8 protein-coding genes are annotated in these 12,131 nt (G+C 74.0%); 3 read left to right on the plus strand and 5 right to left on the minus strand.

The features are described from left to right. Positions 1-118: 118 nt before the first annotated feature. Positions 119-3,775 carry a hypothetical protein gene (locus tag Srubr_RS13945; RefSeq protein WP_189997024.1) on the minus strand — a complete coding sequence of 1,219 codons (3,657 nt, stop codon included), beginning with the start codon at positions 3,773-3,775 and terminating at the stop codon, positions 119-121. A gap of 431 nt (positions 3,776-4,206) precedes the next feature. On the opposite strand from Srubr_RS13945, the gene Srubr_RS13950 reads away from it, so the two are divergent. Beyond that, positions 4,207-5,394: an aminotransferase class V-fold PLP-dependent enzyme gene (locus Srubr_RS13950; RefSeq protein ID WP_189997025.1), complete on the plus strand. Its 1,188-nt coding sequence runs from the start codon at positions 4,207-4,209 to the stop codon at positions 5,392-5,394. Positions 5,395-5,479: 85 nt separating this feature from the next. Here Srubr_RS13950 and Srubr_RS13955 read toward each other — a convergent pair whose 3' ends face one another. From Srubr_RS13955 to Srubr_RS13970, 4 genes are read right to left on the minus strand one after another with little or no spacing between them, the layout of a single operon-like run. After that, positions 5,480-6,622, minus strand: a complete 1,143-nt coding sequence (locus tag Srubr_RS13955; protein WP_189997026.1) for an XdhC family protein — start codon at positions 6,620-6,622, stop codon at positions 5,480-5,482. Then, positions 6,615-8,750 (minus strand): xanthine dehydrogenase family protein molybdopterin-binding subunit, encoded by a 2,136-nt coding sequence (locus Srubr_RS13960; RefSeq protein WP_189997027.1) that lies wholly within the window; start codon positions 8,748-8,750, stop codon positions 6,615-6,617. Before Srubr_RS13960 ends, Srubr_RS13955 begins: the two co-directional genes overlap by 8 nt. Then, complete coding sequence (locus Srubr_RS13965) at positions 8,747-9,739, minus strand: FAD binding domain-containing protein (protein ID WP_189997028.1); 993 nt, start codon at positions 9,737-9,739, stop codon at positions 8,747-8,749. The genes Srubr_RS13960 and Srubr_RS13965 overlap by 4 nt, the downstream gene beginning before the upstream one ends. Next, on the minus strand, positions 9,736-10,317 hold the full coding sequence (locus Srubr_RS13970; protein ID WP_189997029.1) for a (2Fe-2S)-binding protein: 582 nt from the start codon (positions 10,315-10,317) through the stop codon (positions 9,736-9,738). The genes Srubr_RS13965 and Srubr_RS13970 overlap by 4 nt, the downstream gene beginning before the upstream one ends. Before the next feature lie 269 nt (positions 10,318-10,586). Here Srubr_RS13970 and Srubr_RS13975 point away from each other — a divergent pair, with 269 nt between their 5' ends. Further along, positions 10,587-11,165, plus strand: coding sequence for a TetR/AcrR family transcriptional regulator (locus tag Srubr_RS13975; RefSeq protein ID WP_189997030.1), 579 nt, complete (start codon positions 10,587-10,589; stop codon positions 11,163-11,165). A gap of 225 nt (positions 11,166-11,390) precedes the next feature. Continuing rightward, a complete protein-coding gene (locus tag Srubr_RS13980) occupies positions 11,391-11,906 on the plus strand; it encodes a lytic polysaccharide monooxygenase auxiliary activity family 9 protein (protein WP_189997031.1) in 516 nt (171 codons plus the stop codon). Positions 11,907-12,131: the final 225 nt, after the last annotated feature.

Consider the following 12,131-nt stretch of genomic DNA (forward strand, 5'->3'; position numbering starts at 1 on the left):
TCCTTCCGGACAGCGGCCAGGTCAGGGGAGGCGCTGCTCGCCGAGGCCGGGGAGCATGACCAGCGGGCGCCCCGGCCGGCTCTCGCGGGCCGGGGCCGTCCCCGCTGCCCCGGCCTGGCTAGGCGGCGAGCAGCGCCTCCGCCGTCGAGGCCGGATCCCACTCGGGGGCGAGGCCGGTCAGCCGCTCGGCGACCCGGCACCAAGCCGCCGGGTCCGTGCCGAGCCGGGAGCGCACGAGGTCCGCGAGGAGGGCGCGGGCCTCGGTGGCCTCGGGCGGGGCGTCCGTGCGGCGGGCGGCGGCGCCCAGGTAGGCGAGTATCCGCGCGGCCGGGGCCGCGAGGCGTATCAGGTCCGTGCCGTCCAGCAGCCCCGCCGTGAGCAGCCCGTCCAGTTGGGTGGTCGGCGCGCAGTGGAAGTCGTCGCCGAGTCCGTGCCGGGCGCGCTCCCGGGTGAGCCGTGCGCTGCCGGACAGGCCGTCGGGGCCCGGCTCCGGCAGCAGCGCCGCGTGTCGCAGCCGTACGTCCTCGGGAACGCCGTCCAGGCGGACGATGTCCTGCCAGTACGGGAGCGGTTCCTGGGCGTGGGCGGCTTCGAGCGCGGCCCAGTCCACCGGCTCGCCCGGCGGGAGCGTCTCGATGAGGGCCCGGGCGTGTGCGGCGTGCCGGGCGCGCCGCAGCTTCCGGACGAGTTTCTCCGGCGTCAGTTCGCGGTCGAGCCGGGCGCGCAGGACGGCGGCGGGGTCGGCGGACGCGAGGGCCTTCGCGCATACGGTGGTGGCGGAGCGCCCCAGCACGTCCCGCGCCGCGAGCCTCGCCAGCCGGTCGGCACCGCCGTACTGCAACAGCCTGAGGCAGCCGAGTAGTTGGTGTCCGAGGCCGAGCCGCGAGCCCTCTGTTTCGAGCAGCGCCTCCACGAGGTCGGGTTCGGCCGAGCACAGCCACATCAGTCCGCCGGCCGGCCGCGCGGAGTGTCCGGCTCGCCAGTCGGCGAGCACTCGTGCGCCCAGGGATGGCCGCCGGGCACCGGGCCGCGACCGGGTCACGATCCGGTGGACGAGGGGCCGGGGGTTCCAGTGCCGCAGCAGGGCGAGGTCGACCTCGGGGTCGGCCAGGCCGACGAGGCGCTCCACCGCGCCGCTGCGCTCCATCCACCGGGACTGGGCGGCCAGGATACGCAGCGCGTCGGGGTCGCGGTCCGCGAGCAGCCGGTCGAGGACGGTGATCGGTGTGCGGTCGTGGCGCAGCAGGTACGCGGCGAGCAGCCAGGGCCCGGCCGGTCCGAGCCGGGGCAGGACCGCGTCGACCACCTCGGCGTCGGCGAGGCACAACAGGGTGCCCTCGGGCCAGGCCCAGAGATGGTCGCCCCGCTCCAGCAGCCTGATCGCCTCGTCGGGGGTGGCCGGTCCGGCCCTGCCGATGGTCGTACCCGCACTCGCCGCCGGTACCTCACCGGACTGCGCTCGCTGTAGCAACTGCGCCCAGGTCAGCCCCTCGGAGGCGGCTTCGGACGCCGTGACGGTCGCGGCCAGGCGGAGCCAGGCGTCGGGGTCGGTACCGAGTTCGGCGCGCAGCCGACGGGCGAGCGCGGCCCGCCACGCGTCGGCGAACGCGAGCCGCTCCCAGTCGTGCGGCAGCAGGAGCAGGCGCCGGGCGGGCAGGAGGGTGAGCAACTCGTCGGCGGGCAGTACGCCCTGCACGTAGGCGTGCTCGATGTGCCGCGCACCGGATCCGTACGTCTCGGGGAGTCGCGCACGCACCTGCGCGAGGCTGGGCGCCCCATACGCGAAGCCGGCCTCGGACGGGGGGATGCCGTGGTAGGCGCAGGCGAGGGCGAACCAGCGGGGGGTGGCGAGGCCGGGCGCGGTCGCCGGCTCGTACTCGGCCAGCGCGCGCAGCACCTCGGGGTCCTTGGGCCGGGGCGCACCGTCCGGGGCGAGGGAGTAGAGCAGGTCGAGCGCGGCCAGGGCGTGCTGACGGTCGCGCCGGTGGAGTGACCGCCGGGGTGAGGGTTCCGGGACGGGGGGTCGGGACTCGGCCGGTGGGTGGGACTCGGACGGTGACTGGGGCCCGTCCGGCGGTTGAAGCCCGGCGGCGCCATCCACCATCGGCTCGAACTGGGACAACAGGACGGCCTGAGCGGGCGGTCGGGGCTCGGCCGATGGGTGGGACCCGGCCGGTGGTCGGGGCAGCGCCGGCGGGTGGGGCTCGACGATCGCCTCGTCCGGGGCCTTGCCCGCCTCGGCGATCAGTTCCGCGACCGTTCCCGCGTGATCGGGCAGCAGCGTGTCCAGCGCGGCCCAGGCACCCTCCCGGTCCCCCAGATGCGCCTGGGTCAACGCCCGCAGTTCGGCGACCGCCGCCGTGCCCAGCAGATCCCGTTCGGTGAGGCGGACGAGTGCGGCGAGGGCGTGGCGGGCGGGGCGCGCGGTGCCGATCAGCTCGACCGGGTCGAGGAACCCCGCCGCCGCCATGCCCTCCGCCCAGCCGGCGGCGCTGTCGTCGAGTTCCTCCTCTGCGAGGCGCCGTGCGGGCAGGGTGGTGTTGCCCGCACGGCGGCCCCCGGCCCGCCACGGCTCGTTGAGGACGGACAACCGGAACGCCCGGCGCTGTGCGTCGCTCGCCGCCTCGTGGCGGGACAGCTCCTCGCATGCCTTGGGCATGAACGGGGTCGCGGCATGGGCCGCGGCGAGGGCGTCGAGATCATGGGCGTACGGCTCGGACAGCAGGTCGCGCAGGGTGCTGGTGCCCCGGGCGGTGGCGAGCAGCGCGGGCAGCCGGGCGGGGTCCTCGTACGGCTCGCCCTGTGCGCGCAGTCGGCGCGGTCCGTCGCCGTCCGGGGCGGCCAGGGCCTCGGCGACCTCCTCCACGGTGGCCCGGCTCAGCCAGGCGGTCGCGGCGGGGTCGTCGAGCAGGGCGCGTACGGCGTCCGGGCCGGTCCGCTCCCAGATTCTCAGCAGGGCGTACCGCTGGGCGACCTGTCGTACTCCCCACCGCAGTGCCGGCACCACGAGTTGTGGGTCTCCCGAGCCGAGCAGCGGGGTGAGCCAGGTGCGCGGGACCTGACCGTGCGGTGCCGTCAGCTCGGCGCGCAGCGCGTTGTCGAGCGGAACGGTGTCGAGCCGCTCCGCGATGGTGCGGCGCAGGGACTGGGTGGTGCGCGGGTTGCGGTAGACGGCCGCGGCGACTTGGGCGTCACCGATCGCGACGAGCCGGGCCAGGACCCGGGTGTCGAGCCGGGGATGGCGGGCCAGGGCTGCCCGGGTGCGCATGTCGCCGTGCTCGACGACGGCGGCGACGAGGGTGGGTGCCGGCAGGGGCCCGCCGGCGAGCAGTTCCGTCGTCACCCGCTCGGGCAGGGCGGCGAGCGCGGCCGCGGCATGCCGGGGCTCCGTGTGCTCAAGGAGGAGGCCGAGCGTGCGGTGGACACTGCGGGGTGCGGGCGGACGGAGCGTGTCGTGCGGCTCCGGCGGCAGCGGTGGCGCGGCGAGCAGCTCGGGCAGGGCTCCGGGGTGCGTGGCCAGCGCGTCGTGCAGCCGGCACCAGCGGGCCGCGTCCCCGCCGAGGTGACGTTCCGTCAACTGCCGGAAAAAGGCGGCGGCCTCGCCGTCGACTCCGCCCGCGGCGGCGACCTTGGCCGCCACCGACCGCGCGGGCCGCGCCCGTTCCACCACTCGTAGCGCGGCACCACTGCGCGGGCCCGAGCCCTCCGCGTCCCGGCCGGCGCCGAGCATTTCGCGCAGCAGCCGCCCTGCCGCCCCCACCTGCGTCTTCGTCATGGCCGCCATGCTAGGAGGCACCACTGACAATCCCGGCCGGTACCGGCACCGGTCTCGTCCACGGGTATCCGGTGACTGGAACCGCGCCGACCCCCGGCGCACTCGACCTGGGTCGTGTCCGTGCCAGGGTCGTCCGCCTGTCGCGACGGCGCCGACGGCATGCCGCGCAGCAGCGGAAGGCATCCCAGGAGCAGCAGGCCCGCCGTGGCCCAGGGGACTCCTGGGCCCACGCGCCCGGCGAGGACGCCGCCGGGCGCGACGCCGACGGACATGGTTCCCCAGGCGGCGAGGAGGCGCCTCATCCTGCGGTGGTGCCCCTCCCCCCGGGCGGTCGGCAGGACGGTGGTGCGGCGGATGCTCCGGAAGAGGAAGATTCCCAGGAGCGTCGCAGGTCTGCCCTGTGCCCGCCAGGGCGAACGTGAAGGAGTGCCGTGCCGGAACCAGTGAACGTGGCCCGTGCCCGCCGAGAGACCCCCGGGTGCGCGAACGTCGTACACCTCAACAACGCCGGTGCGGCACTCGCCCCGATCCCGGTCCTCGAAGCCGTCGTCGAGCATCTGCGGCTGGAGGCGCGGCTCGGTGGTTACGAGGCCGCGGCGGCCCGGGCCGCGCGCATCGACGCCGTCTACCCGTCGATCGCCCGCCTGATCGGCTGCCGGCCGCACGAGGTCGCCGTGGTCGAAAGCGCCACAAGGGCCTGGGACATGGCCTTCTACGCGATGCGTTTCCGGCCCGGCGACCGCATCCTGACCTCCCGCGCCGAGTACGCCAGCAATGTCATCGCCTTTCTGCAGGCGGCCGGCCGCACCGGCGCCCGTGTCGAGGTGGTCGAGGACGACGAACACGGCCAACTGTCGGTGGCGGACCTCCAACGACGGCTGGACGACGACGTCAAGCTCGTCGCCGTCACCCACGTGCCCACCCAGAGCGGCTTGGTGAACCCCGCGGCCGAGATCGGCCGGCTGACCCGCGCCGCCGGCGTCCCGTACCTGCTCGATGCCTGCCAGTCCGTGGGGCAACTGCCCGTCGACGTGGGCGAGATCGGCTGCGACATGCTGTCGGCGACCGGGCGCAAGTTCTTGCGCGGACCGCGCGGTACCGGCTTCCTCTACGTCTCCGACCGGCTCATCGAGAAGCTGGAACCACCCTTCCTCGACTTGCACGCCGCTACGTGGACCGGCCCGCAGACGTACGAAATCCGGTCCGACGCCCGGCGGTTCGAGGCCTGGGAGACCAATTGCGCGGCGAAGATCGGCCTCGGTGTCGCTGTGGACTACGCCCTCGGCTGGGGCATCGAAGCGATCGAGGAACGGGTCACGGCTCTCGCCGCACGGCTGCGGCACCGGCTCGCGCGGATTCCCGGAGTGAGTGTCCAGGACCGTGGCCGGCGTCTGTGCGGCATCGTCACATTCACCGTCGACGGCGTGCCCGCGGCCGAGGTGCGGCAACAGCTCACCGCGGCAGGCGTCAACACCAGCGTGTCGGCGATCGCCTCGGCCCGCTACGACCTGGGTGCGCGCGGCCTGCCCGCCGTGGTGCGCGCGTCGGTGCACTACTACAACACCGACGAGGACATCGAGAGACTGTGCCTGGCGCTGGACTCCCTCGCGGCGGTCTGAGCGCCGTCCGCGTTCCCGGGCGGGGTGCCCCTTCCCCGTGCCGAAGTAGGGGCACCCCGCCGCTCGTCGTCCCGGCCGGGGGCCGTCAGGCGACCGCCTGCCTCTGGCCCTCTCCCGCCTCGTGATGGATCGGCGTGCTGGAACCGGTCAGGGGCACGCCCGTTCCGCCCCGCCGGGTGGCGACGATCTCCGCGACGATCGACAGGGCGGTCTCCTCCGGTGTGCGGGCGCCGAGGTCGAGGCCGATCGGTGAGCGCAGCCGGGCCAGTTCGCGTTCGGTCACGCCTTCGGCCCGCAGCCGCCGGTTGCGGTCCTCGTGCGTACGGCGTGATCCCATCGCGCCCACGAACGCGGCCGGCATCCGCAGGGCCGCCTTCAGCAGGGGCACGTCGAACTTGGCGTCATGGGTGAGCACGCACAGGACCGTACGGGCGTCGGTCCCGGTGCGCCGCAGGTAGCGGTGCGGCCAGTCGACCACGACCTCGTCGGCGTCCGGGAAGCGGTCGCGGGTGGCGAAGACGGGGCGGGCGTCGCAGACCGTCACGTGGTAGCCGAGGAACTTCCCGGCCCGGGCCAGCGCGGCCGCGAAGTCGACAGCGCCGAAGACGATCATGCGCGGGGGCGGCACGTTCGACTCGACCAGCAGCGTCAGGCCGCCGGGGCAGTGCGAGCCGTCCGCCGAGAGGTCCACGGTGCCGGTACGGCCCGCCTCCAGCATGGCCCGGGCCTCGGCCGCCGCCGTCCGGTCCAGGTCCGGGTGACCGCCGAGACCACCCTCGGTCCTGCCGTCGGAGCGGACCGACAGGACCCGCCCGAGGAGTTCGGCGGGGCCGCGGACGACCCGGGCGAGGGCCGCCGGTTCGCTTCGGGCGGCGGCGGACAGAACCGGGGCGAGGACCGTCCGCACCGGAGCCTGCGCCGCCACCGGCGTGATCAGTACCTCGATCGTTCCGCCGCAGGTCAACCCCACCGCGAAGGCGTCGTCGTCGCTGTAGCCGAACCGTTCGAGGACGCTCTGTCCGGTCCGCAGCGCCGCACCGCACAGGTCGTACACCGCGCCCTCGACGCAGCCGCCGGAGACCGAGCCGATGACGGTGCCCTCGCGGTCGACGGCGAGGGCGGCGCCGACACCGCGCGGCGCGCTGCCGCCGACGGCCACCACGGTGGCGACGGCGAACTCCCGGCCCTCCTCGATCCACCGGTGCAGTTCGCCTGCCAGGTCAAGCATCCGGTGCTCCCGCGGCGGCCGCGAGGACGCGGTCCGGCCGGATGGGCAGGCTGCGGTGGCGTACGCCGGTGGCGTGCCAGACCGCGTTGGCGATGGCGGCGGCGGCGCCGACGACGCCGACCTCGCCGATGCCCTTGATGCCGACCGGATCGTCCGGGTCCGTGTCCTCGATCCAGCCGACTTCGATGGGGGGCACGTCGGCGTGGGTGGCCACGTGGTAGCCCGCGAGGTCGGCGCCGACGACGCCACCGGAGGCCCGGTCCCGGGCCGCCTCCTCGTGCAGGGCCATGGAGATGCCCCAGACCATGCCGCCCAGGAGCTGGTTGCGGGCGGTGAGCGGGTTGACGATCCGGCCGGCCGCGAAGATGCCGAGCATGCGCCGCACCCGCACCTCGCCGGTGGTGGCGTCCACGGCGACCTCGGCGAACTGCGCGCCGTAGGAGTGCCGTTCGGCGGGGCCGAGGGCTCCGACGGCCTCGGTGGTGTCCGATCGCACGGTGAGGCCCGGTGCGGGGATCTCGGCGCCGAGGGCCAGTCGTTCGCGCAGTTCGCCGGCCGCCGCCTTGACGGCCCAGGACCAGGAGCGGGTGCCCATGGAGCCGCCGGCGATCATCGCGGGGCCGAAGTCGCTGTCGCCGATGCGCACCCGGATCCGCTCCGGGGAGACCTGGAGCGCGTCGGCGGCGACCAGGGCGAGGGCGGTACGGGCCCCGGTGCCGATGTCGGCCGCGGCGATCCGGACGGTGAAGGTGCCGTCCGGATGCGCGGTCGCGCTCGCGGTCGACGGTGCCGAACCCGCCGGGAAGGAGGCCGCGGCCGTGCCGGTGCCGAGCAGCCAGCGCCCCTCCCGGCGCACTCCGGGGCGGCTGTCCCGGTCCGCCCAGCCGAACCTGCGGGCGCCCTCGCGGAAGCAGTCGGCCACGTTGCGTCCCGCGAACGGCAGGCCCGACACCGGGCCCGTTTCGGGTTCGTTGCGCAGACGCAGTTCGATCGGGTCGATCCCGCACTTCTCGGCGAGTTCGTCGAGGGCCGACTCCAGCGCGAACGATCCGGGAGCCTCGCCCGGGGCGCGCATCCACGTCGGGGTCGGCACGTTGAGCGGCACGGCGTGATTGGCGGTGTGGTGGGCGTCGGCGTCGTACATCACCCGTGCCACCCCGGCACTCGGTTCGACGAACTCGTACACGGTGGAGGTGCGGCTGACGGAGCGGTGCTCCAGTGCGCGCAGCCGTCCGTCGGCGTCGGCGCCGAGCCGGACGCGCTGGATGGTGGGGCTGCGGTGGCCGGCCAGCGCGAACATCTGGCGCCGGGTCAGGGCGACGCGCACGGGCCGTTGCAGGACGGTCGCGGCCATCACGGCGGCCACCTGGTGGGCCCGGACCCCCTTGCTGCCGAAGCCGCCGCCAACGTGTTCGGAGCGTACGCGCACGGAGGCCGGGTCGAGGGAGAAGAGGTTCTGGAGTTCGCCGGCGACCCAGGTGACGCCCTGGTTGGAGTCGGTCACCTCCAGCCGCCCGTCGTCCCAGCGGGCCGTGGCCGCATGGGGCTCCATGGGGTTGTGGTGCTCTTCGGGAGTGGTGTATTCGGCGTCCACGACGAAGGCGGAGGAGGCGAGTCGGGCGTCCAGGTCACCTTTCTCCGTCACCGCGGGCATGTGCCCGTCCACCGGGCGGGCGTCGGGGTGGTCGCTCGTGAACTCGATGTCGTGGGGCTCTTGTTCGTAGTGCACGACGAGTGCTTCGGCGGCCTCCCTCGCCTGCTCGGAGGTCTCCGCTACGACCAGCGCCACCGGCCAGCCCAGGTGCGGCACCCGGTCGTGCTGGAAGACGGCGCAGGTGGGATCCGGCTTGGCCAGCAGACCGGTGTAGTCGGTGTTCACGTGCGGGGCGTTGCGGTGGTCCAGTACGGCGAGGACGCCCGGCATGGCGAGGACGGGTTCGGTGTCGAGGGAGAGGATCCGGCCGCGGGCGATCGTGGACAGCACCAGCCAGCCGTGGGCGAGGCCGGCGAAGGGCACCTCGGCCGCGTAACGGGCCGCTCCGGTGACCTTGTCCCGTCCCTCGACGCGGGTGTGGCCGGTGCCGACGGACGGCGCGTGTGCGGACGTCGTGGTGGTGGCGGTGGTCATCGTGCGGCTTCCTCCGCGAGTTCGGTCAGGACGGTCACCGTGAGGTTGCGGATCAGGTCCACCTTGTAGCCGTTGCGGGGCAGCGGGCGGGCCGCCGCCAGTTCGGCGTCCGCCGCGGCGGCGTAGGTCTCGGGGACGGCCGGCGCGCCGGTCAGGACCCGCTCGGCGGCCGAGGCCCGCCACGGCCGGGAGGCGACGGCCCCGAAGGCTAGGCGCGCGTCCCGGACGATGCCGTCCCGGACGTCGAGCGCGGCGGCGAGGGAGCCGATGGCGAAGGCGTAGGAGGCGCGCTCGCGCACCTTGCGGTAGCGGGAGTTGACGGCGACCGGGTTCGGCGGCAGCGTGACGCCGGTGATCAGCGCGCCGGCCGGCAGGGCGGTCTCCCGGTGCGGGGTGTCCCCGACGGGCAGGTAGAAGTCGGCGAGCGGCAACTCCCCCGGCCCGTCCGCCGTTTCGTAGTGGACCACGGCGTCGAAGGCGGTCAGGGCCACGGCCATGTCCGAGGCGTGTACGGCCACGCAGTGGTCGGAGGCGCCCAGGATCGCGTGGTTGCGGTGCTCGCCCGCGACGGCGGGGCAACCGCTGCCGGGGACACGCTTGTTGCACGGCTGGCTGACGTCGGTGAAGTAGCCGCAGCGGGTGCGCTGGAGCAGGTTTCCGCCGACCGTGGCCATGTTGCGCAGCTGTCCCGACGCGCCGGCCAGCACGGCCTGGGACAGCGCCGGACAGCTGCGCCGGACCTCGGGATGGGCGGCCAGGTCGCCGTTGGTGACGGTGGCGCCGATACGCAGTCCGCCCTCGGCCGTCACCTCGATCCGGTCGAGCGGCAGCTCGCGGATGTCGATGAGCCGTGCGGGACGCTCGACACCCGTTTTCATCAGGTCCACGAGGTTGGTGCCGCCGCCGAGGAAGCGGGTGTCCGGGTCGGCGTCGAGCAGTGCCACGGCAGCGGCGACGTCGTGCGCCCGCTGATAGCCGAACTCCCTCATTTCACGGCCTCCTTCGCCCCGCTCGCGGCGTCCTCGCGGCCTTCGCCGGTGTGGGCTTCCGCCGCGCGGGCCACCGCCTCGACGATCGCCACGTAGGCCCCGCAGCGGCACAGGTTCCCGCTCATCCGCTCCCGGATCTCGTCGGTGGTCAGGGACGGCGGACCCGCTTGCGGGCGGACGTCCTCGGTGACGGCGCTCGGCCAGCCCGCCGCGTGCTCCTGGATCATCCCGATCGCCGAACAGATCTGCCCCGGTGTGCAGTAGCCGCACTGGAAGCCGTCGAGGTCGAGAAAGGCCTGCTGCACGGGGTGCAACCGCTCGCCGTCGGCCACGCCTTCGATGGTGGTGATCTCCCGGCCCTCGGCCGCGACGGCCAGTTGCAGGCACGCCACGGCCCGGCGCCCGTCCAGCAGGACCGTACAGGCACCGCACTGCCCCTGGTCACAGCCCTTCTTGGTACCGGTCAGGTCGAGCCGCTCGCGCAGTGCGTCGAGCAGGGTGGTGCGGTGGTCGACGGGCAGCGTGTGCTTCTCGCCGTTGATCTTCAAAGTGATGACACTGGACGTCGATAAGGCCATGCGCTGCTTCTTTCGCAATTCAGGACAGACGGGTGGGCCGGCAGCCGGCATACAGGCGGCGGGTGGAACGCGTCGTACGGGCCTGCGCCCGGGGTGGGCGAAGCGAAGGTGTCGGGTGCTGGGGGCCGGACAGTGCGGCCGGCGACTGCCACAGGGCCGTTTCCGCCGCTATGGTGGACGCGACCGGACAGCTGTCCGCTTGTCTTGAACCTAACGGACAGCTGTCCGCTTAGCAAGGGCGAGGTTTGGCCACGCCTTGAGGAGGACGCGTGCCTCACCAGAGGGACTCATGCCGGCGCTCCGACGCCCAGCGCAACCGCGAACGCATCCTGGAAGTGGCACTCGCCGAGCTGTCGCGGTGCGCGGACGCCCCGCTGAGCGGGATCGCCAAGAAGGCCGGAGTCGGGCAGGGCACCTTCTACCGCAACTTCCCCAACCGCGAGTCCCTGGTCCTAGAGATCTACCGCCACGAGATGCAGCAGGTCGCCGACAGTGCCCGGCACCTGCTGGACACCCGCGCGCCCGACGAGGCCCTGCGCGCCTGGATGGACCGGCTGTCCGAGTTCGCCATGACCAAGGCCGGACTGGCCGACGCGATCCGGCAGGTGACCGGAGCGCCGGGCGGCCCCGCGAAGCCGTCCCCGACGCCCGTGACCCACGCGGCGGAACTGCTGCTCCGCGCCAACGAGGAAGCGGGCACCATTCGCCCCGGCGTCACCGCGGACGACTTCTTCCTCGCCATAGCCGGCCTGTGGCAGATCGACCCGCACGACGACTGGCGACCGCGCGCCACGCGGCTTCTCGACCTGGTCATGGACGGACTGCGCACGCGGGCACGCCACCGGTGAGGCAGCGCGCCGCCGCCTCCCTCCCGTCCGGGGCGAGGCCGGAGTCACGCGCCACCGGCGATTGGGCCCGACTGTCGCGCCCGAGGACTAGTTTGGTCTAGACCAAGCAGGGTACGCTTCCGTCACTGCACATGGTCGCCCCCACGGCCATGGCGCCGTTGCTTGACATGCTCATGTTCGTCTTTGCGTCCGCATCGACGGACACGAACCCCCACAGGAGTCGTCATGAAGAGCAAGAAGATGCTGGCCGCCGCCATCGGCGCGGGGATCGCCCCGCTCCTGGCCGTGAGCCTGCCGGCCGGCAGCGCGAGCGCGCACGGCTACATATCCACTCCCCCCAGCCGGCAGGCCCAGTGTGCCGCCGGCCTGGTCCCCTGCGGTTCCATCAAGTACGAGCCGCAGAGCGTGGAGGGCCCCAAGGGCCTGATGAGCTGCAGCGGAGGGAACGCCGCCTTCGCCGAGCTCGACAACGACAGCAAGGGCTGGAAGGTCACCCCGGTCAGCCGGACGACCAGCTTCAACTGGCGGCTGACGGCACGGCACGCCACCAGCACCTGGCAGTACTACGCGGGCGGCCGGAAGATCGCGGAGTTCAACGACGGCGGCGCCCGGCCGGGCGAGACCGTCACCCACCAGGTGAACTTCGGCAGTCTGACCGGCAAGCAGAAGGTACTGGCCGTGTGGAACATCGCCGACACCGCCAACGCCTTCTACGCCTGCGTGGACGTGAACGTGAGCTGACGGGTGTGTGATGCCGGTGCCCCTCGGATGATCGTTCCGCCGGGGGCACCGGGGCCGGGTCTCCTCGGGGAAGGACGACCGGGGACCGCGCCCCGTCCGGGAACCGCGGGCGAGGCGGGCGAACCGCGATCGGACCGCCGGTCGGCCCGGGCCCTGACCGATCGGGCCTGGGCCGACCGGGCCGAGCGGCGCGGCGGTCCAGCAGCACGGCCGGGCCAACGGTGC

Source organism: Streptomyces rubradiris (assembly GCF_016860525.1).
In the GTDB taxonomy this organism is placed as follows: Bacteria; Actinomycetota; Actinomycetes; order Streptomycetales; family Streptomycetaceae; genus Streptomyces; species Streptomyces rubradiris.